The 26189-nt window shown below is 68.1% G+C and carries 26 protein-coding genes, 1 tRNA gene and 1 riboswitch; of the genes, 17 read left to right on the forward strand and 10 right to left on the reverse strand.

Going from position 1 to position 26189, the window contains the following annotated elements:
- Nucleotides 1-52: 52 nt before the first annotated feature.
- The 8 genes from B1991_RS10505 (at nt 53) to bla (ending at nt 7937) form a co-directional block, all read left to right on the forward strand.
- A complete protein-coding gene (locus B1991_RS10505) occupies nt 53-301 on the forward strand; it encodes a LapA family protein (RefSeq protein ID WP_136258681.1) in 249 nt (82 codons plus the stop codon).
- A complete protein-coding gene (gene lapB, locus B1991_RS10510) occupies nt 298-1470 on the forward strand; it encodes a lipopolysaccharide assembly protein LapB (protein ID WP_136258682.1) in 1173 nt (390 codons plus the stop codon). The genes B1991_RS10505 and lapB overlap by 4 nt, the downstream gene beginning before the upstream one ends.
- Nucleotides 1471-1477: 7 nt before the next feature.
- Nucleotides 1478-2503, forward strand: a complete 1026-nt coding sequence (locus B1991_RS10515) for an MraY family glycosyltransferase (protein WP_136258708.1) — start codon at nt 1478-1480, stop codon at nt 2501-2503.
- Nucleotides 2490-4388, forward strand: a complete 1899-nt coding sequence (locus tag B1991_RS10520) for a polysaccharide biosynthesis protein (RefSeq protein WP_136258683.1) — start codon at nt 2490-2492, stop codon at nt 4386-4388. The genes B1991_RS10515 and B1991_RS10520 overlap by 14 nt, the downstream gene beginning before the upstream one ends.
- Nucleotides 4385-5260, forward strand: coding sequence for a UTP--glucose-1-phosphate uridylyltransferase GalU (gene galU / locus B1991_RS10525; protein ID WP_136258684.1), 876 nt, complete (start codon nt 4385-4387; stop codon nt 5258-5260). Before B1991_RS10520 ends, galU begins: the two co-directional genes overlap by 4 nt.
- Nucleotides 5261-5338: 78 nt before the next feature.
- On the forward strand, nt 5339-6628 hold the full coding sequence (locus B1991_RS10530) for an NAD(P)/FAD-dependent oxidoreductase (protein WP_136258685.1): 1290 nt from the start codon (nt 5339-5341) through the stop codon (nt 6626-6628).
- Nucleotides 6625-6972 carry a tRNA-binding protein gene (locus tag B1991_RS10535; RefSeq protein WP_136258686.1) on the forward strand — a complete coding sequence of 116 codons (348 nt, stop codon included), beginning with the start codon at nt 6625-6627 and terminating at the stop codon, nt 6970-6972. Before B1991_RS10530 ends, B1991_RS10535 begins: the two co-directional genes overlap by 4 nt.
- Before the next feature lie 92 nt (nt 6973-7064).
- Complete coding sequence (gene bla / locus B1991_RS10540) at nt 7065-7937, forward strand: subclass B3 metallo-beta-lactamase (RefSeq protein ID WP_136258687.1); 873 nt, start codon at nt 7065-7067, stop codon at nt 7935-7937.
- Between the two features lie 15 nt (nt 7938-7952).
- On the opposite strand, the gene B1991_RS10545 is transcribed toward bla, so the two are convergent.
- The gene (locus B1991_RS10545; protein WP_136258688.1) at nt 7953-8876 is read right to left on the reverse strand and encodes an MBL fold metallo-hydrolase; all 924 of its coding nucleotides are present in this window, start codon (nt 8874-8876) and stop codon (nt 7953-7955) included.
- A 170-nt stretch (nt 8877-9046) separates the two neighbouring features.
- On the opposite strand from B1991_RS10545, the gene B1991_RS10550 reads away from it, so the two are divergent.
- Nucleotides 9047-9388, forward strand: a complete 342-nt coding sequence (locus tag B1991_RS10550) for a hypothetical protein (RefSeq protein ID WP_168709620.1) — start codon at nt 9047-9049, stop codon at nt 9386-9388.
- Between the two features lie 9 nt (nt 9389-9397).
- Nucleotides 9398-9832: a DUF2231 domain-containing protein gene (locus B1991_RS10555; RefSeq protein ID WP_136258689.1), complete on the forward strand. Its 435-nt coding sequence runs from the start codon at nt 9398-9400 to the stop codon at nt 9830-9832.
- Here B1991_RS10555 and alkB read toward each other — a convergent pair.
- From alkB to B1991_RS10580, 5 genes are all read right to left on the reverse strand, one after another.
- Nucleotides 9804-10457 (reverse strand): DNA oxidative demethylase AlkB, encoded by a 654-nt coding sequence (gene alkB / locus B1991_RS10560; RefSeq protein WP_136258690.1) that lies wholly within the window; start codon nt 10455-10457, stop codon nt 9804-9806. The genes B1991_RS10555 and alkB overlap by 29 nt on opposite strands.
- Nucleotides 10454-11185 carry a 2OG-Fe(II) oxygenase gene (locus tag B1991_RS10565; RefSeq protein ID WP_136258691.1) on the reverse strand — a complete coding sequence of 244 codons (732 nt, stop codon included), beginning with the start codon at nt 11183-11185 and terminating at the stop codon, nt 10454-10456. Before B1991_RS10565 ends, alkB begins: the two co-directional genes overlap by 4 nt.
- Nucleotides 11182-12258: a bifunctional DNA-binding transcriptional regulator/O6-methylguanine-DNA methyltransferase Ada gene (gene ada / locus B1991_RS10570; RefSeq protein WP_136258692.1), complete on the reverse strand. Its 1077-nt coding sequence runs from the start codon at nt 12256-12258 to the stop codon at nt 11182-11184. The genes B1991_RS10565 and ada overlap by 4 nt, the downstream gene beginning before the upstream one ends.
- A 141-nt stretch (nt 12259-12399) precedes the next feature.
- A complete protein-coding gene (locus B1991_RS10575; protein ID WP_136258693.1) occupies nt 12400-13101 on the reverse strand; it encodes a pirin family protein in 702 nt (233 codons plus the stop codon).
- Between the two features lie 167 nt (nt 13102-13268).
- A complete protein-coding gene (locus tag B1991_RS10580) occupies nt 13269-14831 on the reverse strand; it encodes an SDR family NAD(P)-dependent oxidoreductase (protein ID WP_136258694.1) in 1563 nt (520 codons plus the stop codon).
- Between the two features lie 336 nt (nt 14832-15167).
- Between B1991_RS10580 and B1991_RS10585 the strand changes: the two genes are divergently transcribed.
- Nucleotides 15168-16019 carry a hypothetical protein gene (locus tag B1991_RS10585; RefSeq protein WP_136258695.1) on the forward strand — a complete coding sequence of 284 codons (852 nt, stop codon included), beginning with the start codon at nt 15168-15170 and terminating at the stop codon, nt 16017-16019.
- Between the two features lie 15 nt (nt 16020-16034).
- Here the strand turns inward: B1991_RS10585 and gcvP are convergent, their stop codons facing one another.
- The gene (gene gcvP / locus B1991_RS10590) at nt 16035-18905 is read right to left on the reverse strand and encodes an aminomethyl-transferring glycine dehydrogenase (protein WP_136258696.1); all 2871 of its coding nucleotides are present in this window, start codon (nt 18903-18905) and stop codon (nt 16035-16037) included.
- 38 nt (nt 18906-18943) lie between these two features.
- A riboswitch (glycine riboswitch) is annotated at nt 18944-19041 on the reverse strand.
- A 187-nt stretch (nt 19042-19228) separates the two neighbouring features.
- On the opposite strand from gcvP, the gene B1991_RS10595 reads away from it, so the two are divergent.
- A complete protein-coding gene (locus B1991_RS10595) occupies nt 19229-19636 on the forward strand; it encodes a VOC family protein (RefSeq protein ID WP_136258697.1) in 408 nt (135 codons plus the stop codon).
- Nucleotides 19637-19761: 125 nt separating this feature from the next.
- On the opposite strand, the gene B1991_RS10600 is transcribed toward B1991_RS10595, so the two are convergent.
- Nucleotides 19762-19848 (reverse strand) — tRNA-Leu (locus B1991_RS10600).
- 261 nt (nt 19849-20109) lie between these two features.
- Here B1991_RS10600 and rnr point away from each other — a divergent pair.
- From rnr to B1991_RS10615, 3 genes are read left to right on the forward strand one after another with little or no spacing between them, the layout of a single operon-like run.
- A complete protein-coding gene (rnr, locus tag B1991_RS10605; RefSeq protein ID WP_136258710.1) occupies nt 20110-22656 on the forward strand; it encodes a ribonuclease R in 2547 nt (848 codons plus the stop codon).
- On the forward strand, nt 22653-23399 hold the full coding sequence (rlmB, locus tag B1991_RS10610; RefSeq protein WP_136258698.1) for a 23S rRNA (guanosine(2251)-2'-O)-methyltransferase RlmB: 747 nt from the start codon (nt 22653-22655) through the stop codon (nt 23397-23399). The genes rnr and rlmB overlap by 4 nt, the downstream gene beginning before the upstream one ends.
- A complete protein-coding gene (locus B1991_RS10615; protein ID WP_136258699.1) occupies nt 23396-23677 on the forward strand; it encodes a CBU_0592 family membrane protein in 282 nt (93 codons plus the stop codon). The genes rlmB and B1991_RS10615 overlap by 4 nt, the downstream gene beginning before the upstream one ends.
- A 45-nt stretch (nt 23678-23722) precedes the next feature.
- Here B1991_RS10615 and rnt read toward each other — a convergent pair whose 3' ends face one another.
- Both rnt and B1991_RS10625 read right to left on the reverse strand, forming a co-directional pair.
- Complete coding sequence (gene rnt, locus B1991_RS10620; RefSeq protein ID WP_136258700.1) at nt 23723-24412, reverse strand: ribonuclease T; 690 nt, start codon at nt 24410-24412, stop codon at nt 23723-23725.
- 12 nt (nt 24413-24424) lie between these two features.
- Nucleotides 24425-24931: a peroxiredoxin gene (locus B1991_RS10625; protein WP_136258701.1), complete on the reverse strand. Its 507-nt coding sequence runs from the start codon at nt 24929-24931 to the stop codon at nt 24425-24427.
- A 132-nt stretch (nt 24932-25063) separates the two neighbouring features.
- Between B1991_RS10625 and B1991_RS10630 the strand changes: the two genes are divergently transcribed.
- Nucleotides 25064-25513, forward strand: a complete 450-nt coding sequence (locus B1991_RS10630; RefSeq protein WP_136258702.1) for an Hsp20/alpha crystallin family protein — start codon at nt 25064-25066, stop codon at nt 25511-25513.
- A 104-nt stretch (nt 25514-25617) separates the two neighbouring features.
- On the forward strand, nt 25618-26189 hold a 572-nt coding region (locus tag B1991_RS10635; protein ID WP_168709621.1), incomplete at its 3' end, for a DnaJ domain-containing protein.

The following is a 26189-nucleotide window of genomic DNA, read 5'->3' on the forward strand; positions in this document are numbered from 1 at the left end:
CCGGCGTCGGCAGCGCCTGTGCCCGACTGCGCCAATCGGGTAAAGTTCGAGCATGCGATTGCTTGCCCTCATCATCCTGGCCGTTTTCGTCGCCGCCGGCATCGTGCTGGGTGCGCTGAATGCGGAAATGGTCGGTTACGACTTCGGCTTTGCCCAACTGCGGTTGCCCAAGGGGGCCGCGCTGCTGGGCGCCCTGGTGGTGGGCTGGTTGCTGGGCGGCGTGACCGCGTGGATCGGTGTGCGGCCACGGCGTTCGCGACACACTCCGGGCGCGGACAGGAAGCCGCCGACCAAGCCATGAATCCCCTGTATGTGCTGGCCGCATTGCTCCCCGTCGCCTTCGTGCTGGGTTGGTGGGCTTCGCGCCTGGTGGTTGCGCGGCGGGCCGGCGTCGACGTCAGCACCCTGTCGTCGGACTATTTCCGCGGCCTGAACTACCTGCTCAACGAGGAGCAGGACAAGGCCATCGAAGTCTTCCTGAAGCTGGCCGAATACAACCGTGACACGGTGGAGACGCACCTCGCCCTGGGCAACCTGTTCCGGCGGCGCGGCGAGGTGGATCGGGCGATACGGCTGCACCAGCATCTGGTTTCGCGACCGGGTCTGTCCGAGGCGATGAAGACCGTGGCCCTGCTGGAGCTCGGCGAGGATTACATGCGCTCGGGCCTGCTGGATCGCGCCGAGGCCCTGTTTGCCGACCTGGTTGCGATGAACTCGCACGCGCCTTCGGCGCTGCGCCACCTGATCGCGATCTACCAGCATGAGCGCGACTGGCACAAGGCGATCGAGCACGCGCGGCGGCTGGAAGTGATGACCGGTGACGACGAGACGCCGATGATCGCCCAGTTCTACTGCGAGCTGGCCGAGCGCGCCCGCCAGCATGGCGCCCGCGCCGAGGCACGGGAGTACCTGCATCAGGCGTTCGAGTGCCAGCCCGAGTGCGTGCGTGCGTTCATGATCACCGGACGTCTGCACGCCGAGGACGGCCAGCACGCCGAGGCCATCGATGCGCTCGAGGCGGCGATCAAGGCCGACAGTGCCTTTACTCCCGACATCCTTCCGCCGCTGCTCAACAGCTATGCCCGCGCGCAGCAGATGGACCGTGCCGAGGCCTTCCTGCGCAACATGATGGGGCGCTATCACGGCGTCTCGCCGATCCTGGCGCTGACCAACCTGTATCGCCAGCGCGACGGCGAACGGGCGGCGGTCGACTTTCTCACTGCGCAGTTGCGCCAGCGGCCGTCGGTACGCGGTCTGATGACGCTGCTCGATGCCACGATGGACAAGATCGAGGGCGAGGCGAGGGAGAATTTCCTGATCCTGCGCGACCTCACCCGCAAGCTGCTCGAAGGGCAGGCGATGTACCGCTGCAACCGCTGCGGATTCGGCGCCAAGGCACACCACTGGCAATGTCCCAGCTGCAAGAGCTGGAGCACGATCCGGCCGATCCACGGAGTGGCCGGCGAGTGACATGACGATGCTGATGACCATCGGATGGTTGCTGGCGGCCTTTCTGATCACCGCGCTACTGGTTCGCGGCGCGATCGGCTACGCACATCGGCGAGGCATGCTCGACCTGCCTGGACAACGTCGTTCGCACCATCTGCCGACCCCACGCGGCGGCGGCATCGGCATCGTCGTCGCCATGCTGGTATGCCTGCCCGGCGTGACATGGAGCCTGCGCGCGACGTTTCCGACGCCCGGATTGCTCGGCCTTTCGTGCCTGGCCCTGCTGCTGGTCGCGCTGGCGGGCTGGTGGGACGATCATCGTCCGCTTCCGGCCTGGCCGCGGCTGGCCGTGCAGTTGCTGGCCTGCGCCTTGCTGTGCAGCGGCCTGCAGGCATGGTCGGTCGCCTGGTGGTGGCTGCCGCTGCTGGTGGTCGGCGGGGCGTGGAGCATCAACCTGCACAACTTCATGGATGGCATCGACGGCTTGCTGGCGCAGCAGGCGGTTTTCGTGGGCAGTGGCCTGGCGGTCCTGGCATCGGCCGCGGACCAGCCCGCGCTGGCGCTTGCCGCCGCTTGCCTGGCGGCATCGGCGCTGGCGTTCGGATGCTTCAACTGGCCGCCGGCGCGGATTTTCCTGGGCGACGTGGGTAGCGGCAGCATCGGCCTGCTGGTGTTTGCCTTCAGCGTGATGCTGTGGCGGGTGGACCCGGCGTGGCTGTGGCCGGCGTTGATCCTTTCCTCGGCGTTCGTGGCGGATGCCGGCCTCACCTTGCTGACACGGATATGGCGTGGGCGCCGCTGGTACAGTGCGCATCGCGAACACCTCTACCAGTGGCTGGCACGTCGTGCCGGCAGTCACTCCCTGGCGGACGCGGCCTACCTCGGCTGGAACCTGCTGGTGGCGGCGCCGCTGGCCTGGTTGGCCGGCAGTCATCTGCACGCCGCGCCCGCCATTACCATAGGCGTTTATGCGGGCGCGGCGCTCATCTGGTTGTACCTGAAAAGTCGCCTGGTGCGACGCCATCCGAGCAAGGACCTCCATGTCACTGCGTAAGCTTGTCGGCTTCATTCATCCGCGCGTGGCAGTCGTCTTTCACGACTTGCTGATGGCGGCGCTGGCGTGGTGGATCGCCAAGTGGTTGCGCTACACGCTGCGCCCGGACGAGGTGTTCAGCTTCCAGCTGCTCGAGTTTCCGCTGGTGCTGCTGGTGCAGGGCCTGATCTTCCGCTGGACGGGGCTGTACAAGAGCGTCTGGCGTTTCGCCAGCTTGCCGGATCTGTGGAACATCGTGCGCGCCGTGGCCATCGGCGCGCTGGCCATCGGGCTGTGCCTGTTTTTCTACAACCGCCTGCTGGGGGTGCCGCGTTCGGTGTTGGTGCTGTACCCCGGCCTGCTCGCCGTATTGCTGGGCGGTCCGCGGTTGGCCTATCGCTACTGGAAGGACAGTCGCACCGATCTGTTCAAGGGGAGCGACGCGAAGCGGGTGCTGATCGTGGGCGCCGATCGCGCCGGCGAAGTGCTGTCGCGCGATCTGCGCCGCGACAACCGCTACGCGGTGGTCGGTTTCGTCGACGACACGCCCAGCCTGCGGGGCGCCAGCATCAACGGTCGCCCGGTGTTGGGGCAGCTCGACCAGCTGCCGGAACTGGTGCGCAGCGCGGCGGCGGACATGCTGCTGATCGCCATGCCCGGTGCCACGACGGCCGAGATGCGGCGCGTGGTGGCCTTGTGCGACAGCACCGATCTGCCCTACCGCACGGTGCCGCGCATCGAGGACATCGTGGCGGGCCGCGCACAGTTGAACCAGATCAAGGAAGTGGCGATCGAGGATCTGCTGGGCCGCGACACGGTCGAGCTGGACTGGACCGCGATCCGCAACACCCTGAGCGGGCGACGCGTACTGGTCACCGGCGGTGGCGGTTCGATCGGCTCGGAACTGTGCAGGCAGGTGGCGCGGCTGGGTGCGCAGGCGCTGACCGTGGTGGAGTTGAGCGAGTACAACCTGTACCGGATCACGCAGGAGCTGCGCAGCAACTTCCCCGAACTGATCCTCGACGGCGTCCTGGCCAATTGCTGCGATCAGGCGGCGATGCGCAAGGTGTTTGCCGAAACGAAACCCGAGGTGGTGTTCCATGCCGCGGCCTACAAGCACGTGCCGATGCTGCAGGGGCAGTTGCGCGCTGCGTTCTGCAACAACGTGCTGGGCACCCGCACGGTGGCCGATGCCGCCTGCGCAGTCGGGGTGTCATGCTTCGTGCTGATCTCCACCGACAAGGCGGTGAATCCCACCAGCGTGATGGGCGCCTGCAAGCGCGTGGCCGAGATCTATTGCCAGAACCTCGACGCGCATGCCGACACCCGCTTCATGACGGTGCGCTTCGGCAACGTGCTGGATTCGGCCGGCTCGGTGGTGCCGCTGTTCCGCCGGCAGATCCGCGAAGGTGGTCCGGTCACCGTGACGCATCCGGAGATCTCCCGTTACTTCATGACCATCCCCGAGGCCTGCCAGCTGATCCTGCAGACGGCCAGCATCGGCGAGGGCGGCGAGATCTTCGCGCTCGACATGGGCGAGCCGGTGAGGATCCGCGACCTGGCCGAGCAGATGATCCGCCTTGCCGGCAAGAAGCCGGGCAGCGAGATCCCGATCGTGTACACCGGCCTGCGTGCCGGCGAAAAGTTGTTCGAGGAACTGTTCCACCCGCTGGAAAACTACAGCGCCACCAAACACGCCAAGATCTTCCTGGCGCAACACCGGGAGGTGTCGTGGGAGTTGCTGCAGGCCCTGCTGCACAAGGCTGCCGAGGCGGCCGACGTTTTCAACGAGGAAGAACTTCGCCGCTGCGTGTCCAGTCTGCTGCCTTCGTTCCGCTGGAGTGAATCGGCGCAGCCGGACAACGTGGTGTCGATCCGTCGCGCCAACCCGGAGATCAATGAGTGAGCAAGCCCCTGCGCAAAGTGGTGTTTCCCGTCGCCGGACTCGGCACCCGCTTTCTTCCGGCGACCAAGGTGGTCGCCAAGGAGATGCTGCCAGTCCTCGACAAACCCCTGATCCAGTACGCCGTTGACGAGGCCGTCGATGCCGGGGCCGATACGCTGATCTTCGTCACCAACCGCTACAAGCACGCCATCGCCGACTACTTCGACAAGGCCTACGAGCTGGAATCGAAGCTGCACGAGAAGGGCAAGGCCGAACTGCTGGCGCTGGTGCAGGGCACCTTGCCGCGGCACGTGCGGGCGATCTTCGTGACCCAGCCCGAGGCGCTTGGCCTGGGCCATGCCGTGCTGTGCGCCAAGCCGGTGGTCGGCGACGAGCCGTTCGGCGTGATCCTGCCGGATGACCTGATCTGGAACGGCGCCGGCAAGGGCGCGTTGCGGCAGATGGCGGAGCTGGCCGAGGCGCAGGCTGCCGGCGTGATCGCGGTGGAGGAAGTGCCCCACGACCAGACCGACAAGTACGGCATCGTCGATGCCGTGCCGGTCGACGCGCGCAGCGCGCGGATCCGCAGCATGGTGGAGAAGCCCAAGCCGGCCGACGCACCCTCGAACCTGGCCGTAGTCGGCCGCTACGTGCTGCCGGGCCGCATCTTCCAGTTGCTGGAGCAGACCACGCCCGGCGCCGGCGGCGAGATCCAGCTCACCGACGCGATCGACGCGCTGCTGAAGGAACAGGGCAAGGTGCTGGCCTACCGCTTCGAAGGCACCCGTTTCGATTGCGGCAACAAGGCCGGACTGGTGCGCGCCACCATGCACATGGCGATGCAGGATCCGAAACTCGCGCCCACCGTGCGAGAGTTCCTCGGCCAGCTTTGAACCACGGCTGCCATCACGCGCGGGCATGAGGGATATGCTTGCCCGGATACGCACACCGGCGCCGCCCATCGCTGCAACATGAAATCCCCCTCGTCCACTTCCTACTACCGCGCCACCGCCACGTCGTACCCGGCCTGGCAGCCGCTTCATGGCAGCACGCACGCACGCGTTGCCGTGATCGGCGGCGGCTTTGCGGGATTGAACACGGCGCTGGGTCTGGCCGAGCGCGGCGTGCGCGAGGTGGTGCTGCTGGAGCGCGAACAGGTCGGCTTCGGCGCCTCCGGGCGCAACGGCGGTTTCGTCTTCGCCGGCTACTCGTTGGGCGAGCAGTCGCTGCTCGACCAGTTGGGCGAAGCCCGTGCGCACACGCTGTTCAAGCTCACCACCGAGGCGGTCGGGCGCATCCGCCAGCGCGTCGCCGACTATGCGATCGCCTGCGACATGGTCGACGAAGGCGTGATCTGGGCCAACTGGTTCCGCGATCCCGCGGTGCTGCGCCAACGCCAGCAACTGCTGGCCGAACATTACGGCGTGAACTGGCAATGGTTGCCCGAGGCGGAGTTGCGCGCACTTGTCCGCAGCGAGCGTTATCACGATGGCCTGTACGAGCGCGATGCGCTGCACCTGCATCCGCTCAACTACGCGATCGGTCTGGCCGCGGCGGCGGCCGGGCAGGGCGTGCGCATCCACGAGCGCAGCGGCGTGCGCAGCCTCGCCCGCGAAGGGCTGCAATGGCGCGTGCGTACCGCGCAGGGCGAGGTGCTGGCCGATCAGGTGGTGCTGGCCTGCGGCGGCTACCTGGCCGGCCTGCGCAAGTCGATCGACCGGGCCATCCTGCCGATCGCCACCTACGTGATGGTCACCGAACCGCTCGGCGATCGGCTGGACGAATGCCTGCACACCCGCGCGGCGATCTACGACAGTCGCTTCGCGTTCGACTACTACCGTGCGCTGCCGGATACGCGGCTGCTGTGGGGCGGGCGCATCTCGGTGCTCAACCGCTCGCCGCGTGGCGTGCAGCGCCTGCTGACGCGGGATCTGCTGCGGGTGTTCCCGCAACTGGCCGGTGTGCGGATCGAGCACGCCTGGTCGGGGCTGATGAGCTACGCGCGGCACCAGATGCCGCAGATCGGCGGCAGCGACGACGGGCTTTGGTGGGCCCAGGCGTTCGGCGGCCACGGGCTGGCGCCGACCTGTGCCGCCGGCGAACTGCTGGCGGCGGCGATCGCCGACGGCGATGATGGCTGGAAACGTTTTGCCGACTACGGCCTGGGCAACACCCATCGGCCATTCGGTTACCTCGCGGCGCAGGCCAGTTACTGGTGGCAGCAGGGCCGCGATTGCCTGAAGACGAGGTTGGAAGGATGAGTGCAACGATGCCCCCCGAGATCAGCTGGGCCGATTTCGAGAAAGTGCTGGTTGTCGCCGGCACGGTGACCCGCGTCGAACCGTTCCCCGAGGCGCGCAAGCCGGCGTGGAAAGTGTGGGTGGATTTCGGCCCCTACGGCGAGAAGAAGACCAGCGCGCAGATCGCCGCGCTGTACCAGGCGGCGGACCTGCTCGGCCGACAGGTCGTGGGCGTGATCAACTTCCCCGAAAAGCAGATCGGCCCGTTCCGCTCGCAGTTCCTGCTCACCGGCTTTCCCACCGACGAGGGCGTGGTGCTCACTGCGGTCGAACGCCCGGTGCCGAACGGTACCCGGCTGGCCTGAACGAGCCGCGCCCGCAATTTGCCCGCGATGTGCCCGCGCCAGCGCCGTGCCGTCGGCCAGCATGACGGCCTCGTCCCCACGGAATCCCCGGCATGAATCCATTTTTCCGCGCGCTATGGTTGGTTGTCGCCTTGACGGCGGCGGGTTTCGCACAAGCGGATGAGGCGCGCTGGAGCAAGCCGCAACAGCCCTTCCACATTTATGGCAACAGCTGGTACGTGGGCACCCAGGGGCTGAGCGCGATCCTGATCACCTCGTCGCAGGGCCATGTGCTGATCGACGGCACCCTGCCGGCCAACGCGCCGCAGATCGAAGCGAACATCCGCGCGCTCGGCTTCCGCCTGCGCGATGTGAAGCTGATCCTCAACTCGCACGCCCATTTTGACCACGCCGGCGCCATCGCGCGGCTGGCGCACGACAGCGGCGCCACGGTGGCGGCCAGTGCGGCCGGGGCGAAGGAGCTGCGCTCCGGCGGCAACGACCCGGACGACCCGCAATACGGCATGGCGACGCGCTACCCGGCAGTGGCTTCGGTGCAGGTAGTCGCTGATGGTGCGGCGGTGCGCGTGGGGCCGGTCGCGGTCACGGCGCACTACACGCCCGGCCACACGCCCGGCAGCACGTCGTGGACCTGGCGTTCGTGCGAGCAGGGGCGTTGCCTCACGCTGGCCTATGTCGACAGCCTCACTGCGCTCGGTCGCGACGGCTTCCGCTACAGCGACGAGCCGGCGCGCGTGGCGGCTTTTCGCCGATCCTTCGCGACCGTCGCCGCGCTGCCGTGCGACATCCTCATCACCCCGCACCCCGAGGCCAGCGGCCTCATGCAGAAGATCGCCGCACGGGATCGCGAGCATTCCTCCGCGGCCCTGGTCGACACCGGTGCCTGTCGGGCCTATGCCGCGGCGGCGAAACCGCGCTTCGAGGCACGCTTGGCAAATGAGCGGCAGGACGCACGCGGAAAGTGAAACCGCTGCAGGCGCTCAGCGGTCCAGCCACACCTCCAGCCCCTGCGCGTTCAGCTCGATGTCCATGCCGAGCAGCTGGCGCAGCGCTTCGCGCCCCTGCTGCCAGCCATGGGCCTCGGCGCGGGTCGCGTAAAGATCGGTGAGCGACTCCGCCAGCACGGCGTGCCGATCGGGTCGACCGTGCGCGTCGCGGGCCAGGGCGACCATCGCGTCGATCTGCGCGTGCAGGTCGGCGGCCAGTCGTTCCACCGCGTCGACGCGACCGTAGTGGGTGAGGTACATCGCTTGCGGCCGCAGCGCGACGAGCCGGTCGATCGAAGCGTGCAACGCCTCCGGATCGAACTGTACCGGCGAGGTGGTGGGCAGGATGAACGGGCCGTTCGTGGTGTCGAAGTCGCGATAGGACAGGCCGAACACGTCGCCGGTGAAGCAGACCTTGGCGCAAGCGTCGTGGATGGCGATGTGGTGGCGCGCGTGGCCCGGAGTGTCGAGGCAGCGCAGGGCGCGGCCGGCAAGGTCGACGACGTGGCCGTCTGCCGCCTCGATGACGCGCTCGGCGGGAATCGGCCGCAGCCGTCCATACGTCTGTTCCATCACCGACTCGCCGTAGACCGCGCTGGCGCCGGCCCACAGCACCGAAGGGTCGATCATGTGGCGCGCCCCGCGCGGGTGCACCACCAGCTTCGCGTTCGGCAGCTGTGCGATCAGCTCGCCGGCGCCGCCGGCATGGTCCAGGTGCACGTGGGTGAGGATCAGCCAGTCCACCGCGGCCGCGGTGATCCCGGCATCGTCCAGCGCCGCCAGCATGCGGGGTACGGCGAAGTTCGTGCCGCAGTCGATGAACGCGCCGCGACCGTTCTCCCCGATGAGGTATGCCGCATCGAACCGGGGCCGCACGAAGCCGGTGTCGATGGTGTGGATGCCGTGGGTGTGGGTCATGCCTGCCTCGCGAACCGGGTGATCCCGCGAGGGTAGCAAGCGACGGCGGAACGGACACCTGAACCATGGTCGATGGTGATGGCTGGCGACGCCGGGCGGGAACCTTTGCCGGCGCTGCCGCATCCGATCGACGGATCCATTTCATCAACGTGCCAAGCGGGGGAAACGACATGCTGCTCTACGCGATTCTGGTTTTTGCGGTTGCCGCCATCGGCGGCCTGGTGCTGGCTTCCAGCGTCCTGCGCGGCAAGCTGGCGCCATGGGCGATCTCGCTGCTGCATGCGCTGCTCGGCGCCAGCGGCCTGGTGCTGCTGATCCTGGTGGTACTGCAGGGGGCGGCGCCGGCGCGGCTCACCGCGGCGCTGGCGCTGCTGGTGCTGGCGGCGCTCGGCGGCTTCTTCCTCGCGTCGTTCCACCTGCGCAAGCAGGTCGCACCGAAGGCCGTGGTGTTCGTGCATGCGGGCGTGGCCGTGGTCGGCTTCCTGACCCTGCTCAGCCTGCTGCTGGCCTGAGCGACTGCCATGCGCCACCCGCTGCATCCGGCCTTGGTGCATTTCCCGGTGGCCTGCTGGTCGCTGGCCACCGCGGCAGATCTGGCCAGCCTGGCCTTCGGCGAGCCGGCGTGGCGGTTCGCCGGCATCGTGCTGTTGACGGGAATCGGGTTCTCGATTCCCGCCATGCTGGCCGGTTTCCTCGAGCTGGCCAGGCTTGGCCCGGACAGCCCGGCGATCAAGGACGTCAACCGTCACATGCTCATGGTGATGTGCGCGCTGGCCTGTTACGTGACCAGCCTGTTTCTGCGCCTGCATGGCACCACGTTGATCGCCCCCGGCCTGCTGTCGATCGGCTTGAGCATGCTGGGCTTCCTGTGCCTGGGCGTGGCCGGCTGGCTGGGCGGCAAACTCGTCTACGGGCACCGACTGGGCGTCAGTCCGCCCGACGAAACGTCAGGTTGATGCGGGCATCGCCGAGTACCGCGTGATGGTTCGGTTTCAGCGCCAGCACGCCGTGATGATGCAACCGGGCCGGGTCACCCCACACCACCACGTCGCCATGCGCCAGCGGTACCCGTCGCACCGGGTCGGCGCGACGCGGGCCGCCGAACAGGAACACGGCGGGGATGCCCAGCGACACCGACACGATCGGCTGGCTGAAATCGCGCTCGTCGCGATCCTGGTGCAGGCTCAGCCGGGTGCCGGGCTCGTAGCGGTTGATCAGGCAGGCATCGGGAACGAAGCCGGCAAACCCGGCGCAGCTGGCTGCGGCCGTGGCCAGCCGCTGGAACACTTCCGGCATCGGCGGCCATGGCTTGCCGCTGTCCGGATCGAACGCTTCATAGCGATAACCGCGGCGGTCGCTGACCCAGCCCAGCGAGCCGGCATTGGTCATCGCCACCGACATGCGCAAGCCGCCGGGTGTGACCAGATGGCGGAACGGCGCCTGTGTCGCGATCGCCTCGATCGCCTGCAGCAGCGGCGCCTCATCGGCCAGCGCGAATCCGCGCAGCACCACCGCCCCATCGCACAGCGGCTCGTCGCGGCGGGCCGGCTGGCTGGCGGCGAACAGGTCGGTGGTGATCATTCGGCGTCGTGGAAGATGATGCCGAGCGTGTGCCGCTGGCCGCTGCGCACGCGGCTGACGCCGTGGCGCAGGTTCACCCGGTAGCTGCCGCGCGTGCCCTGCAGCGGCCGCTGGTGCACCGCGAACAGCACCGCGCAGCCCTGGCGCAGCGGCACCACCTCGGCGCGTGACTGCATGCGCGGGCGCTGCTCGGTGAGCACGAACTCGCCGCCCTGGAAATCGCGCCCCGGCTCGGACAGCAGGATCGCCATCTGCAGCGGGAACACGTGTTCGCCGTAAAGGTCCTGGTGCAGGCAGTTGTAGTCGCCGGTGCCGTATTGCAGCAGCAGCGGGGTAGGGCGGCGCTGGCCGGCAGCGTGGCAACGATCGATGAACTCGGCGTGCGTGGCGGGGTAGCGTACGGCCAGCCCCATCGTTGCGTTCCAGCGGTTCGCGATCGGCGCCAGCTGCGGATAGGCCGCGCTGCGCAGTGCGCTCACCAACTCGGGCAACGGATAGCTGAAGTAGCGGTATTCGCCGCGGCCGAAGCCGTGGCGGGCCATCACCACGCGGCTGCGGAAGTGGGCCTCGTCCGCGTACATGCGCGCCAGTTCGACGCATTCCGACGGCGACAACAGATCGTGCAGCATCGCGCAACCGTGTGCGTCGAGCTCGTCGGCGAGGCTGGCCCAGTCGTATGTGCGCAGCCGCGCATCCACCCCGGCATCGGTCCGGAGCTGCGCGTTCATCCCTGCGCCTCGCGCTCCAGCAGTGCGCGTTTGCGCGGCACGCCCCAGCGATAGCCGGACAGGCTGCCGTCGCTGCGCACCACGCGATGGCAGGGGATGGCCACCGCCAGCATGTTGCCGGCGCAGGCTTGTGCCACCGCCCGCATGGCCTTGGGCGAGCCGATGCGCCGCGCTATCTCGCCGTAGCTGGCGGTGCTGCCGACGGGGATGTCGCGCAACGCGCGCCACACGCGCTGCTGGAACGCGGTGCCGCGCACGTCCAGCGGCAGGTCCAGGCCGAGCGCGGGCGCCTCGACGAAGCCGACGACCTGCGCCACCAGTCGCTCGTAATCGCGGTCGCCGCCGATCAGGCGCGCCTTCGGGAAGCGGTCCTGCAGCTCGCGTGCCAGTGCATCCGGGTCGTCGCCGAGCAGGATCGCGCAGACCCCGCGCTCGCTCTGCGCCACCAGGATCGCGCCCAGCGAACATTCGCCGATCGCGAAGCGGATGTCGCTGTCGGCACCACCGGTGCGATAGCTCGAAGGCGTCATGCCGAGCACCTGGTTGGCGGTTTCGTAGAACCGGCTGCTGGCGTTGTAGCCGGCGTCGAAAATGGCTTCCGTCACCGAGGCGCCGTGTTCCAGCTTGCGGCGCACGCGGCGGGTGCGATGCGCCGTGGCGTACTGCTTCGGCGTCACGCCGGTGATTGACTTGAACACGCGGTGGAAGTGGAACGGGCTGAGTCCGCTGGGCTTCGCCAGTTGTTCGAGGGTGGGTGCGGTCTCGGCCTGTTCGATCGCCCGGCACGCCGCGGTGACCATGGCCGCGTGCTGGCCAGCCAGTGACAACTGGTCCGGCTTGCAGCGCTTGCATGGCCGAAAGCCCGCGCGCTCCGCGTCGGCGGCGCTGGCGTGGAAGGCCACGTTCTCGGGCCGCGCCGGACGTGCTCCGCAGGATGGCCGGCAATACACGCCGGTGCTGCGCACCGAATAGACAAAGCGGCCGTCGGCCTGCGCATCGCGCGCCTGCACCGCGCTCCAGCGCGGGTCGGCGAGGGTGGCAGCGCGTGCGGCCTGTTTTTCGGGAGTATTCATGGCTGGTCCTTCCGTCGATTATCGCCCAGGGCGCAATCTACGGATCGGCCGGCGTCGTGGCACTCCGGGTCTTGCGGTCGAATTCGAAGCGGATGCGCCGGCTCCGTCTGGGGAGCCGGCGCACCGGCCTTTGCGCGAAGCTCAGGGCGCGGTGTCGACCAGCACCAGCTCGGCGTCTTCCAGCGCGGTGACCTTCAGCATCGACTCATGGCGGATCGCGGCGCCGTCGCGGGCCTCCAGTTGCACGCCATTGAGGTCCACCTTGCCGGAGGCCGGTACCAGGTAGGCGTAGCGGCCGGGAGCCAGCGTGTACTCGGCGCTTTCGCCGGCTTTCAATGTGGCGCCGAGCACGCGTGCGTTGGTGCGCAGCGGCAGCGCCTCGATGTCTTCCTTGAAGCCGCTGGCCAACGCCACGAACCGGCCCGAACGGTCACCCTTGGGGAACGGCCGCGCGCCCCACGACGGCGGCTGGCCGTTCTCGTCGGGGATGATCCAGATCTGGAAGATGCGCGTGGTCACGTCCTCGCGGTTGTACTCGCTGTGGGTGATGCCGCTGCCGGCGCTCATCACCTGCACGTCGCCGGCTTCGGTGCGGCCGGCGTTTCCCAGGCTGTCCTGGTGGCTGATCGCGCCTTCGCGCACGTAGGTGATGATCTCCATGTCCGCGTGCGGGTGCGGCGGGAAGCCGGTCTGCGGCGCGATGGTGTCGTCGTTCCACACGCGCAGCGCGCCCCAGCCCATGCGATTCGCGTCGTGGTAGCCGGCGAAGGAGAAGTGGTGTTTCGCGTTGAGCCAGCCGTGGTCGGCTCCGCCCAGGCGGTCGAAGGGTCTGCGTTCGATCATGGAATGCTCCGTGGTTTGCCGCGCCGGTCGGCGCACGACACGCAACATAAGACCGCGAACCGCAACCTGAAACGGGCACGCGGGAAACGCATTGTCGCGCAGTGGGCACCAACCGCGTGCGTCGGCTTCCGATTTCGGCGAGCAGAGCATCGCCCGCGAGCGGGCTCCTACCAGTCGGTAGGCCGGTAATCCTTGAGGAACTGGCCCCACACGTGCTCGCCGGTGTTGATGCCGTTGATGATCGGGTCGACGATGCGCGCGGCGCCGTCGATGATATCCAGCGGCGGATGGAAGCGCTCCTCGCGCACCTTCCTGGCGGCCAGTTCCGCCGGATCCTCGTCGGTGACCCAGCCGGTGTCGACCGAATTCATGTGGATGCCGTCGTTGTGGTAATCGGTGGCCGAGGTGCGCGTCATCATGTTCAGCGCCGCCTTGGCCATGTTGGTGTGCGGATGCCGGGTGGTCTTGAAGTTGCGGTAGAACTGGCCTTCCATCGCCGACACGTTGACGATGTGCTTGTCGCGCTCGGCCGTGCGCAACATCAGCGGCTTCAGCCGTGCGTTGATGATGAACGGCGCGATCGCGTTCACCAGCTGTACCTCCAGCAACTCCACCGATGGCACCTCGGCCATCAGCAGGCGCCATGAGTTGCGCTGACGCAGGTCGATTTGCTGCAGGTCCTGGTCGAGCCGGCCCTCGGGGAACAGGTGGCTCTGCGCCAGCAGTTCTTCCGGCAGCAAGGGAACTTGCGACAGCTCGGCGGCGCGGGCCAGCCCGGCCAGTTGCGGAGCGCGGCTGGCCAGCGCATTGCCGCCGGGCAGAATCTCCGCGCTGCGCAGGCCTTCGTAATGGCCGACCAGCCGGCGCACGTGCTCGGGCAGGTCGTGCAGCGCAGCGGTTTCGCCCTCCATCATGTGGGCGTAGAAATCCGGCGGGCGGCGCACGGTCTGGCAGGCGTTGTTGATGATGAAGTCCAGCCGCGGGCGGGTCGCCACCAGCTCCTGGCAGAACGCCTCGACGCTGGGCGTGTGGCGCAGGTCCAGTCCGTAGATCTGCAGGCGATGCCCCCATTCGGCGAAATCCGGTTCCGCGGCGTAACGCGCGGCCGAGTCACGCGGGAAGCGCGTGGTCACGAGCAGTTCGGCGCCGGCACGCAGCAGCTTCAGGCCGGCCTGGTAGCCGATCTTCACCCGCCCGCCGGTGAGCAGCGCCACGCGCCCGCGCAAGTCGGCCAGTTCGCCGCGTTTGGCGTAGTTGAAGGCGGCGCAGGTCGGGCAGAGCTGGTCATAGAAGGCGTGCACGATGGTGTATTTCTGCTTGCACACGTAGCAGTGGCGCGGCTCGATCGACTCGCGCGGCTGCGCTGCATCGCGATCGGGCGAAATGTCGTGGGCGACGAAGCCCTCGGGCGCGAAGATATTCGGCGTGGTGAATACCGGCCGCCGCCGCAGTGCACGGATGCCGGTCTGTTCCAGCACGCTGTCCTCGGCCTGGATGCGTGCAGCGTGGCGCTGCTTCTCGGCGGCCTTGAGGCGGATCCGGCGGGCACCCGGTTCGGGGTGGTACATCCGCGCCACGACCTGGTGCAGGTGCTGGCGTTCGGCCACGGGCAGCCGATCGAGCAGGGCGCGGTCGTCGGCGATGGTTTCCAACAGCTGCGTGGCGGCGCGCACCTGCGCCAGCAGTTCGGCATCCGTCAGGTCGGCAGGGGGCGGGCAGGTCGTGGTCATGGGCGGGTCGTCAGTCGTGGTCGGAGGCGGGGTGGCGCCAGCGCGATGCCGACCGACCCCGCACGCGGGTCGTGCCGGTAGCGAGCCGCCCATGATGCCTGCTTTTGCGCAGGCGGCGGTAATCGCGGCGTTCACCGACGCGGATCATCGCAGGAGTGCGCTCCCCGCCACATTCCGTGCCTTCGGCGTGTGCCATCGTTGCCGCGAGGCCGCCCGGTGAGGGCGGGCAATCCATCAGATCCAGGCCATCGCGGCGGGACAGCCGCGGAGGTCCGGCGAACAGGTCGGTTTGTGCGCGCGTCCAGAACAGCTTTCGTCGCCCGTGTCGGGCCATCGGTGATCGGCAACCAGGGTGCACGCCTTCGTTTCCTCTTCCTGCCTGTCCGCGAGGCCAGCGACCGCCATGCGGCCTACCACGAGCATCTGGTCAGGGCCGAAATCCTGCTTGATCGCATTGCTGCCGCCCAGGCGGCCGGGTTGCGTGCCGTGGCGCCCACGCTCGACGATGCGGACGAGGCGCGTGCCACGGTCAAGCCGCCGCGTGACCTGTTTTCCCCCACCACGCTGGAGTATCGCCGCTGGTACGCGGCGGACGGCAGCGCACGGGCGCAGCCGCTGACACGCGAGGCGCTGGCGGAGCTGTTGGGTGCGGAAGGCATGGCCCCGCGCGAGGCGATGGACCGCGCCACGCATCGCTCGCACGCACTGGCCGCGGCGGACCAGGCATGGCTGATCGGTCGAAGGGGGTTGCCGCTGCAGCAGCGGCCGTTGAATCGCCGCGAGTTCCACGCCCTGGTCCAGGCGATCGACGGTGCCTGGCAGGTACCGGCGGGGGCACCGGAGGTGGCCCGGCACAACCGGCGCCTCGCGTTGCGGGTGGCGACGTTGCTGGCCGGCATGCTCGACGAGTATGTGGCTCCGCCATTTCGCGTCGAGGCCCTCAACGACGCCTTCAGCGAGCGCCTGCTGGCACACCTGCGCCAGAGTATCGACGAGTTTCGGCGAACCGATGCGGTCTGTGCCGTGCTGCTGGTCGGACCCAAGGCCTGGTTCGCCGCCAAGGTCGCGCGCATGCGCGTCGAACACCAGGTCGCACTGGTGTTGTCGACACGGGGAGCGCAGTGCGCGTGGCCCGGGCCGCACGTTGGCGTGCGGTCCGCGGGCATGTCGCAGGTCGCGGCCGGTTGAGCCGGCGCTGCCGGCTCAGGCTTCTTCCGCCGCTTCCTTGTACGCATCCACCGGGATGCAGGCGCACATGATGTTCTTGTCGCCGTAGACGTTGTCGACGCGGGCCACCGGCGACCAGTACTTCTGCAGCTTCAGGCTGGCCAGCGGGAAGGCGGCCAGTTCGCGCGGGTAGGCGTGGCTCCACTCGCTGGCGCTGACCATGGTGGCGGTGTGTGGCGCGTTCTTCAGCGGGTTGTCCTCGGGATCCAGCTTGCCCTCCTCGATCGCGCGGATCTCGTCGCGGATCTGGATCATTGCGTCGATGAAGCGGTCCAGCTCGACGCGCGGCTCGCTCTCGGTCGGCTCCACCATCAAGGTGCCGGACACCGGGAAACTCAGCGTGGGCGCGTGGAAGCCGAAGTCGATCAGCCGCTTCGCCACGTCCTCGGCGCCGATGCCGGTGGCATCCTTGAGCGGGCGCAGGTCGAGGATGCACTCGTGCGCGACCAGGCCATTGCGGCCGGTGTACAGGGTGGGGTAGTGCGGCGCCAGTCGCTTGGCGATGTAGTTGGCGTTGAGCAGGGCGACCTGGGTAGCCTTGCGCAGGCCCTGCCGGCCCATCATGGCGATGTACATCCAGCTGATCGGCAGGATGCTGGCGCTGCCGAAGCTGGCGGCGGAGACCATGCCCGCGGTGCGGCCCTCGCCGAGCTTCTTCGGCAGGAACGGGGCGAGGTGCGACTTCACCGCGCACGGACCCACGCCGGGGCCGCCGCCGCCGTGCGGGATGCAGAAAGTCTTGTGCAGGTTCAGGTGCGACACGTCCGAGCCCCACTTGCCGGGCTTGGCCACGCCGACCAGCGCGTTCATGTTGGCGCCGTCGGTATACACCTGGCCGCCGTGGGCATGCACGATCTCGCAGATCGCCACGATGTCCTCCTCGAACACGCCGTGCGTGGACGGGTAGGTGATCATCAGCGCGGCGAGGCGGTCGGAATATTTCTCCGCGGCGCGGCGGATGTCCTCCACGTCGACGTTGCCGTTGGCGTCGCACTTGGTCACCACCACGCTCATGCCGCACAGGTGGGCGGAGGCCGGGTTGGTGCCGTGGGCGGATTCGGGGATCAGGCAGATGTCACGGTGCGCTTCGCCGCGCGAGCGGTGATACGCGCGGATCGCCAGCAGGCCGGAGTACTCGCCCTGCGCGCCGGAGTTCGGCTGCAGGCTCACCGCGTCGTAGCCGGTGCATTCGACCAGCATCGCTTCCAGGCCGTCGATCAGTTCCTTGTAGCCCTGCGCCTGCGCGGCTGGGGCCAGCGGGTGGATGTTGGCGAATTCCGGCCAGGTGATCGGCATCATCTCGGCGGTGGCGTTGAGCTTCATGGTGCACGAACCCAGCGGGATCATCGTGCGGTCCATCGCCAGGTCCTTGTCGGCCAGCGTGCGCAGGTAGCGCAGCAGTTCGTGCTCGCTGTGGTGGGTGTTGAATACCGGATGGGTGAGGAAGGCGCTCTGGCGCAGCAGCGCACGCGGCAGCGCGTCGTGGACTTCGGCGTCCAGCGCGTCGATGTCCGCCTGGGCGCCGAACAGGCCGGCCAGGGCGACGACGTCGGCGCGTGTGGTGGTCTCGTCCAGGCTGATGCCGAGACTGCCGGCATCCAGCTCGCGCAGGTTGATGCCGGCCGCGCGCGCCCTGGCGTGGATCGCCGCGGCATCGATGCCGGTGACGTGCAGCGTGTCGAAGAAATCACCGCCCACCTTCACGCCGGCCCGGCGCAGCGCGACGGTCAGGATCACCGCCAGGCGATGCACGCGGCGCGCGATGCGCACGAGGCCCTCGGGGCCGTGGTAGACCGCGTACATGCCGGCCATCACCGCCAGCAGCACCTGCGCGGTGCAGATGTTGGAGGTGGCCTTCTCGCGGCGGATGTGCTGCTCGCGCGTCTGCAGGGTCAGCCGGTAGGCCGGCTTGCCTTCGGCGTCGATCGACACGCCGATCAGGCGGCCCGGCATCGAACGCTTGTACGTGTCGCGGCAGGCCATGAAGGCCGCGTGCGGGCCGCCGAAGCCAAACGGCACGCCGAAGCGTTGCGAGTTGCCGACCACGATGTCGGCACCCCATTCGCCGGGCGCGGCGATCAGGGTCAGCGCGAGCAGGTCGGTGGCCACCGCGACCAGGCCGCCGCGCGCGTGCACGGCCTCGGCGATCGCGCGGTAGTCATGGATGCTGCCGAAGCTGTCCGGGTACTGCAGCAGCACGCCGAACGCGTCGGTGCCGGCGGCGTCGGTATCGGCGCCGACCACCAGCTCGATGCCCAGCGGTTCGGCGCGCGTGCGCACGACTTCCAATGTCTGCGGGTGCACGCCGTTCGAGACGAAGAACACGTTCGACTTCGACTTGCACGAGCGCTTGGCCAGGGTCATCGCCTCGGCCGCAGCGGTGGCCTCGTCCAGCAGCGAGGCGTTGGCGATCTCCATGCCGGTGAGGTCGGCGCACATGGTCTGGAAGTTGATCAGCGCCTCCATGCGGCCTTGCGAGATCTCCGCCTGGTACGGCGTGTAGGCGGTGTACCAGGCCGGGTTCTCCAGGATGTTGCGCAGGATGACATTCGGCGTGAAGGTGCCGTAGTAGCCCTGGCCGATGAAGCTGCGGAACACTTCGTTCTTGTCGGCGATCGCGCGGATCTTCGCCAGCGCTTCCTCTTCGGTGATCGCGTCGGGCAGGGCCAGCGGGGCGGTGGACTTGATCGCGCCGGGGACGATCGCGTCGGTCATCGACTCCAGCGAGTCGTGGCCGACCACGCGCAGCATCTGCGCGATCTCGGCGTCGTCCGGCCCGATGTGGCGATCGATGAATGCGCCGTGGTGTTCGAGGTCTCGCAGGGAGGTCGGGTTCTTCGAGGTCATGAGAGGGCATCCGCAGACAACGTGCCGTGCCGCACGCGGGGCGCCCCTCTGTCCTTTTGCCTGAGAGTTTGGAAACGCGGCAGCGTTTCGTGCCCCTTCGGCGGCGGATTCAACCGCTCTCTCCAGAGTGTTGACGCGTGGTGGTGTGGGGCCTGAGCGATTACGGGCGTTGCGTCTTCGGCAGCCGGTGCTCCGGTCGGGAGCGTGCGGCTTCTCCCACCATGCGTTTACCCGGGCGATTATACAGGTCGGGCACCTGCGCGGGCCGCGGTTCAGGTGGGACCGGCACTATGCTTGGCGCCCCGTCCCATCGAGGAACCTGCATGCTCCGCATCGGCGAGATCGACCACGTGGTGTTGCGCGCCATCGACCCGGTGGCCATGCAGCGCTTCTATTGCGAGGTGCTGGGCTGCCGCGAGGAACGGCGCCAGGACGAGATCGGCCTGGTGCAACTGCGCGCCGGCGCCTCGCTGATCGACCTGGTGGCGATCGACGGCAAGCTTGGCCGTCTCGGCGGTGCGGCGCCGGGCACGCAGGGCCACAACATGGACCACCTGTGCCTGCGCGTGGAGGATTACGACGAAGCGGCGATCCTGGCCCATCTGCGGGCGCACGGCGTGCGCATCGGCGAACTGGGTTCTCGCTACGGCGCGCGAGGCGAGGGCCCCTCGATCTATCTCTACGACCCGCAGGGCAACATGATCGAGCTGAAGGGGCCGGCAGTCGCTTGAAGTGCGAAAGACAGCACTCACCCTGCTCAGGGTGAACGGTTCACGCAGGACAGGCGGCCTTCCTGACTGCAATGCCATCCCGGAAAAGACGAAAGCCGCCTTGAAAGGCGGCCTTCGTTTACAATTGGTGCCCAGAAGAGGACTCGAACCTCCACGGAGTTGCCCCCGCTAGCACCTGAAGCTAGTGCGTCTACCAATTCCGCCACCTGGGCTAGGTGTCACACCGCTCAGCGAGCTGCGTGAGCCGCGTAATGTAGGCATCGGCCGCAGGCTTGTCAACTCATTTTTCACCCTCATCGCATGCGCCGTGTCATTCTCTGCGCCGCATGACCCCACAAGGATACTTGGTGACCAGAAAAACTCCCCCCACGTCCGGCCGTTCCCCGGATACGCGCCCCGCGAAGAAAACCGCCAAGCGGTCGTCGCGCGGGCCATCCGCGCCGGACAAACGCAACAAGGCTGCCGCCGGCGCGGTGCGCGATCCGCATGCCGATCGCGAGGCGCAACGCTATGCGCGCCCCATCCCCAGCCGCGAGGCAATCCTCGCCCTGCTGGAACAGCGCGGTGAACTGCTGACCGAAGCGCGCATCGCCGACGCGCTGCAGATCCATGATGAAGTCGACCTCGAAGCGTTGCGCAAGCGTCTCGCGGCGATGGTGCGCGACGCCCAGTTGCTGCTGGGCCGGCGCGGCGGCTACGCGCCGACGCGCAAACTCGACCTGATCGCCGGCCGCGTGCTGGCCAACGCCGAGGGCTACGGTTTCCTGCGCCCGGACGAGGGCGGCGAGGACCTGTACCTGTCGCCGCAGCAGATGCGCACCGTGCTGCATGGTGATCGCGTGCTGGCCAGCGTGGTCGGCATCGATCGTCGCGGCCGCAAGCAGGGCGCGATCGCCGAGGTGCTGGAACGTCGCTCGCCACGGCTGGTCGGTCGCGTGCTGATCGAGGATGGCGTCACCCTGGTCACGCCCGACGATCGCCGCCTGAACCAGGACGTGATGATCAAGCCCGGCCAGGAGCAGGGCGCGACCTCCGGCCAGATCGTGGTGGTGGAAATCACCGATCCGCCGACTCCATACCGCGGCCCGCTGGGCGAGATCCGTGCGGTGCTGGGCGATCGCCTGCAGCCCTCGCTGGTGGTGGAAATGGCGATCGCCAGCTACGACCTGCCGCACGAATGGCCGGCCGAGGTGCTGCGTGACGCGGCGCAGGTAGAAGCGGAGGTGACCGCCGCCGAACGGGAAGGCCGTACCGACATCCGCAAGCTGCCGCTGGTCACCATCGACGGCGCCGACGCGCGCGATTTCGACGATGCGGTGTATGCCGAGCCGAAGCGCGGCGGTGGCTGGCGGCTGATCGTGGCGATTGCCGACGTGTCGCACTACGTGCAGGTCGGCAACGCGCTCGACCGCGAGGCGTACGAGCGCAGCACGTCCACCTATTTCCCCGGCTTCGTGGTGCCGATGCTGCCGGAGACGCTGTCCAATGGCATCTGTTCGCTGAACCCGAAGGTCGAGCGGCTGTGCATGGTCTGCGATATGACCGTCGACGCCGAAGGCAACGTCACCCGCGCGAAATTCTACGACGCGGTGATGCGCTCGCACGCGCGGCTCACCTACGACAAGGTATGGCAGGCGGTGGGCCTGCGCGAGCAGGACGCGCGCCACGAAGTGGCCGACGTGCTGCCGCAGCTGGAGAACCTGCACGCGCTGTACAAGGCGATGGCAGAGCAGCGCAAGCGCCGCGGCGCAATCGATTTCGAGACGCCCGAGGTCAAGTTCCGCCTCGACCAGACCGGCAGCGTGGAGTCGATGGGCACGACCGAGCGCAACGACGCGCACAAGCTGATCGAGGAATGCATGATCGCGGCCAACGTGCAGGCTGCATTGTTCCTGGAGAAGAGGAAAATCCCTGCGCTGTTCCGTGCGCACGAGCCGCCGCCGGCGGAAAAGTACGAGGATCTGCAGCAGTTCCTGCGCGAGTTCAAGCTGCGCATGCCGCCGGTGGAGGAAGTGGCGCCGGCCGATTTCGCCGAGATCCTGACCCTGGTGCGCGATCGCCCCGAGCGCGAGCTGATCCAGAGCGTGCTGCTGCGCTCGCAGAGCATGGCCGCCTATCAGCCCGACAACCGCGGCCATTTCGGCCTGTCCCTTGCGGCTTACGCGCACTTCACCTCGCCGATCCGGCGCTATCCCGACCTGCTGGTGCATCGCGCGATCCGCTATGCACTGACCAGCGGCAAGCCGGCGGATTACACCTATACGCCTGCCGAGATGGCAGCGATGGCCGTGCACTGCTCGCAGCGCGAACGCCGCGCCGAGGAAGCCGAGCGCGACGTGGACGAGCGCTTCAAGTGCGCGTGGATGGAGAAGCACATCGGCAGCGAGTTCGACGGCGTGGTCACTGGCGTCACCTCGTTCGGCCTGTTCGTGGAACTGGACGAATCGAAAGTCTCCGGCCTGGTGCACATCAGCCAGTTGGCGAACGACTACTACCATTTCGACGCGACGCGGAAGCTGCTCAAGGGCGAACGAACCGGCGCGCAGTTCCGCCTGGGTGACCACGTGCGCATCCAGGTGCTGCGGGCCAGCCTGGAGGACCGCAAGATCGACTTCCGGCTGGTTTCCCCGCGCACGCCGGCTAGCCCGCCTTCGGGCAGCAGCAAGGCGTACGACTATGCCGCCGCCGGCGAGCGTTACTCGCTGCCGAAGAAGGCCGCCGCTGCGGACAAGGCCCCCGGCATGTTCGGCCGTGCGGCGAAGGCGATCGGTCGCGCGTTCGGTCGCAAGCAAGTCGAGGTCGCCGCGCCGCCGCCGGCTCCGCGCAAGGCGCCGAGCGCCAGTCCACCGTCGCGCGCGCCCGCGTCGCGCCATGAGCCGGTTCCGGGCCGCAAACCCGGAGCCGCGCCCTCCGACGGCCCACGCAAGCAGTCTTCATCGCGGCGTGGCCAGGCCCCGGCTGCCGCGCCCGCGCCGAAGAAGAACCCGCGGCGTCGGCCCAAACCGAAAGGCAAGTCATGAGCGAGAGCTGGATTGTCGGCATCAATCCCGTCGAGGGCGCGCTGAGCAACGACGCCGAGCGCGTGCGCGAGGTGCTGGTCGAGAACGGCCAGCGCAACGCCCGCGTGCTGGAGCTGGCCGAGCGAGCGAAGAAGCTGAACATCGCGGTGCGCCATCGTGCGCGCGAGGAGCTGGACAAGCTCGCCGGCGAAGCGCGCCACCAGGGCGTGGTCGCGCGTTACGAGGCAGCACCGGCGGCGCACGAGAGCGACCTGGCCGGCCTGCTCGAACGCGACGGCGGCGACGCGCTGGTGCTGGTGCTCGACGGCGTCACCGATCCGCACAACCTCGGCGCCTGCCTGCGCAGCGCGGCGGCGGCGAAAGTCACCGCGGTGATCGTGCCGAAGGATCGCGCGGTCGGCCTCACGCCGGTGGTGCGCCGTGCTTCGGCGGGCGGCGCCGACCGGGTGCCGCTGATCGCGGTGACCAACCTGGCGCGCACGTTGCGCGAGCTGAAGGATGCCGGCGTCTGGATCACCGGCCTGGCCGGCGATACCGACACCAGCATTTACGGTGTCGACTTCAAGGGGCCGGTGGCGCTGGTGCTGGGCAGCGAAGGCGAGGGCATCCGCCGGCTCACCCGCGAACTGTGCGATTTCGTGGCGAAGATCCCCATGCCCGGTTCGATGGAAAGCCTCAACGTCTCCGTCGCCACCGGCGTGGCCTTGTTCGAGGCGTTGCGCCAGCGCGGAGCGAAGCGATGACTTTCTTCTGGTACGACTGGGCCGGCTATCTTGGCGTGGCGCTGGTGTTGCTGGCCTTTCTGCTGCTGCAGGGGCATCGCCTGCATGGCAACGGGCTGAGCTACCAGACGATGAACATTTTCGGCGCGCTCGGTGTGCTGTTGTCGCTGGTATTCGGCAGCTTCAACCTGTCCGCCTTCCTGCTGGAGGCCGCCTGGATCGCCATCGGCGTGTACGGCGTGGTGAACAACTGGCGCCGCCGTCGTGCAATGGCGCCGCCTGCGGGCCACGCGCCCTAGGTCGGCTGCTCGAGTCGGCATGGCGCTGGTTCACCGGGTGGCCCTTCACGCGGTCGGGATGTCGCCACCTGGCGCAGCCGACGCGCCGAGGTCGAAGCTCGCCCGTTCCATCAACTCCAGTTGCCGCCAGCGGTTGACGATGCTGCAGAACAGCTCGGCGGTGCGCTCGGCATCGTAGACGGCCGAATGCGCCTCGCGGCTGTCGAAGTTCAGGCCCGCTGCCAGCACCGCCTTGCTCAGCACGGTCTGGCCATAGGCCAGGCCGGCCAGGCTGACCGTGTCGAAACAGCTGAACGGATGGAACGGATTGCGCTTGTGCCCGCAGCGACGCACCGCCTGATTGAGAAAGCCCAGGTCGAACGCGGCGTTGTGACCGACCAGGATCGCGCGTTGGCAACCGGCCTCGCGGACGGCCTCCCGCACCACGTGGAACACGTGGTCCAGCGCCTGGCGCTCGGGCAGGGCACCGCGCAAGGGGTTGTCCGGGTCGATCCCGGTGATCTCCAGCGAACGCGGGTCCAGGTTGGCGCCGGGGAACGGTTCCACATGGGTGGTGACCAGCTCCTTGCTGCTCAGGAAGCCGGCCTCGTCGATGCGCAGCGGTATCGCGGCGATCTCCAGCAGCGCGTCGTGTTCGGCATCGAAGCCGCCGGTCTCCACATCGACCACGACCGGCAGAAAACCGCGGAAGCGCTCGGCCATGCGTGCCGCGACAGGGTTGTTGACGATATCCATCGGCGCAGCATATCAGCCGCCGTGCGGTGAGCCCGACGGGTTGTCGATGGTGGTGAGCATCGCCTCGGCGGTGGAGACGCGCAGCTCGCCCGGAGCCTCCAGCTGCAGCTGGCGCACCACGCCGTCCTCGGCATACAGCGCGAACCGGCGCACGCGGATACCCATGCCGAAATCGCTGCCGTCCAGTTCCAGGCCCAGCGCACGGGTGAAACTGGCGTTGCCGTCGGCCAGCATCAGCAGGCCGGGTGGCACGTGCTGCGCGGTGGCCCAGGCCTGCATCACGTAGGCATCGTTGACCGCCAGGCACATCACCGTGATGCCGCGCGCCTGGAACTCGCCGAACGCCGCCACGTAGCCGGGCAGGTGCCGGTTCGAACAGGTCGGCGTGAACGCGCCCGGCACGCCGAACAGCACGGCCTTGCGGTCACGGAACAGGGTTCCCGTGTGAACGGGCCGGATGTCGCCGTCGATCATCTTGATCGCGGTGTCGGGCAGGGTGTCGCCGGGCTGGATGGTCATGTGCCACTCGGGGGTCGCGAGCGTTCCATGCTAGTGGTTTTGGCTGCCTGATGCCTTGAATCGTGGCGGCGAGCACCTATTTTCGGGGGCAGGCGGCTATCACGCCGCAAACCCTTGCGAGGAGGTATTGCAATGAACATCCGTCAGTCCGTCTGGAACCGCGATTTCGCCACGCCGGAGGATTTCCGCCAGGCCATGAGCCGTCTGTTCGGTGCCGGCGACAATGACCAGTCCACCGTGGAAACCAGCCAGTGGGCCCCGCGGGTGGACATCCGCGAGGAAGACAAGCGCTTCATGATCCTGGTCGACGTGCCGGGCGTGGATCCGTCCACGATCGAGGTGAGCATGGACAAGAGCATCCTCACCATCAAGGGCGAGCGGAAGGTCGACAGTGAGGAGACCAGCGGCAAGCTGACCCGGCAGGAGCGCGTCTACGGCACCTTCCATCGCCGCTTCTCGCTGCCCGAAAGTGCCGACGCGGAGAACATCAGCGCGCACGGCCGTTTCGGCGTGCTGGAAATTGCGATCCCGAAGAAGCCCGAAACCACGCCGCGCCGGATCGCGATCAACACCGGCAACTGACCTGCGCTACACGCGCAACGCGGTATGAAGGCGCGCCCCGTCGTGGATAATGCTCTGCGGCGGGGCGCGGCCTTGCGGGCTGCGACCGATCAACAGGAGCGGGCGTGGAATTCAAAGATTATTACGAGATCCTCGGCGTCAAACCCGATGCCAGCGAGGCCGACATCAAGGCGGCGTATCGCAAGCTGGCGCGCAAGTACCATCCCGACAAGAACAAGGATGCCGGTGCCGAGGAGAAGTTCAAGGCGGTCAACGAAGCCAACGAAGTCCTGAAGGACGCCGAGAAGCGGCGCTCCTACGACCAGCTGCGCGCCGGCGGTTATCGCCAGGGCGAGCAGTTCCGTCCGCCGCCGGGCTGGCAGGAGCAGCAGGGCTTCGGCGGTGACGCCGGTGATTTCAGCGATTTCTTCGAAAGCCTGTTCGGTCGCGGCGCCGCGCATGGCGGCCATCGCGGCCAGCCGCGGGCGCGGCGTGGGCAGGACGTGCAGGCTTCGGTGCAGATCGACCTGCAGACCGCCTTCGACGGCGGCCCCACGCGGCTGGCCATGCACGATTCGTCCGGCGGCGAGCGCGTGCTCGAGGTGAAGATCCCCGCCGGCATCCAGAGCGGTCAGGTGATCCGTCTTTCCGGTCAGGGCCAGCCTGTCTATTATACCCATCTGACGCTGCCGAAGAA

The organism is Rhodanobacter lindaniclasticus (assembly GCF_004799035.1).
Taxonomy (GTDB): domain Bacteria; phylum Pseudomonadota; class Gammaproteobacteria; order Xanthomonadales; family Rhodanobacteraceae; genus Rhodanobacter; species Rhodanobacter lindaniclasticus.

Coding starts and splice junctions, on each gene's coding strand:
- B1991_RS10505 (WP_136258681.1), top strand. CDS start 53: ATGCGATTGCTTGCCCTCATCATCCTGGCCGTTTTCGTCGCCGCCGGC.
- lapB (WP_136258682.1), top strand. CDS start 298: ATGAATCCCCTGTATGTGCTGGCCGCATTGCTCCCCGTCGCCTTCGTG.
- B1991_RS10515 (WP_136258708.1), top strand. CDS start 1,478: ATGCTGATGACCATCGGATGGTTGCTGGCGGCCTTTCTGATCACCGCG.
- B1991_RS10520 (WP_136258683.1), top strand. CDS start 2,490: ATGTCACTGCGTAAGCTTGTCGGCTTCATTCATCCGCGCGTGGCAGTC.
- B1991_RS10530 (WP_136258685.1), top strand. CDS start 5,339: ATGAAATCCCCCTCGTCCACTTCCTACTACCGCGCCACCGCCACGTCG.
- B1991_RS10535 (WP_136258686.1), top strand. CDS start 6,625: ATGAGTGCAACGATGCCCCCCGAGATCAGCTGGGCCGATTTCGAGAAA.
- bla (WP_136258687.1), top strand. CDS start 7,065: ATGAATCCATTTTTCCGCGCGCTATGGTTGGTTGTCGCCTTGACGGCG.
- B1991_RS10545 (WP_136258688.1), bottom strand. CDS start 8,876: ATGACCCACACCCACGGCATCCACACCATCGACACCGGCTTCGTGCGG.
- B1991_RS10550 (WP_168709620.1), top strand. CDS start 9,047: ATGCTGCTCTACGCGATTCTGGTTTTTGCGGTTGCCGCCATCGGCGGC.
- B1991_RS10555 (WP_136258689.1), top strand. CDS start 9,398: ATGCGCCACCCGCTGCATCCGGCCTTGGTGCATTTCCCGGTGGCCTGC.
- alkB (WP_136258690.1), bottom strand. CDS start 10,457: ATGATCACCACCGACCTGTTCGCCGCCAGCCAGCCGGCCCGCCGCGAC.
- B1991_RS10565 (WP_136258691.1), bottom strand. CDS start 11,185: ATGAACGCGCAGCTCCGGACCGATGCCGGGGTGGATGCGCGGCTGCGC.
- ada (WP_136258692.1), bottom strand. CDS start 12,258: ATGAATACTCCCGAAAAACAGGCCGCACGCGCTGCCACCCTCGCCGAC.
- B1991_RS10575 (WP_136258693.1), bottom strand. CDS start 13,101: ATGATCGAACGCAGACCCTTCGACCGCCTGGGCGGAGCCGACCACGGC.
- B1991_RS10580 (WP_136258694.1), bottom strand. CDS start 14,831: ATGACCACGACCTGCCCGCCCCCTGCCGACCTGACGGATGCCGAACTG.
- gcvP (WP_136258696.1), bottom strand. CDS start 18,905: ATGACCTCGAAGAACCCGACCTCCCTGCGAGACCTCGAACACCACGGC.
- B1991_RS10595 (WP_136258697.1), top strand. CDS start 19,229: ATGCTCCGCATCGGCGAGATCGACCACGTGGTGTTGCGCGCCATCGAC.
- rlmB (WP_136258698.1), top strand. CDS start 22,653: ATGAGCGAGAGCTGGATTGTCGGCATCAATCCCGTCGAGGGCGCGCTG.
- B1991_RS10615 (WP_136258699.1), top strand. CDS start 23,396: ATGACTTTCTTCTGGTACGACTGGGCCGGCTATCTTGGCGTGGCGCTG.
- rnt (WP_136258700.1), bottom strand. CDS start 24,412: ATGGATATCGTCAACAACCCTGTCGCGGCACGCATGGCCGAGCGCTTC.
- B1991_RS10625 (WP_136258701.1), bottom strand. CDS start 24,931: ATGACCATCCAGCCCGGCGACACCCTGCCCGACACCGCGATCAAGATG.
- B1991_RS10630 (WP_136258702.1), top strand. CDS start 25,064: ATGAACATCCGTCAGTCCGTCTGGAACCGCGATTTCGCCACGCCGGAG.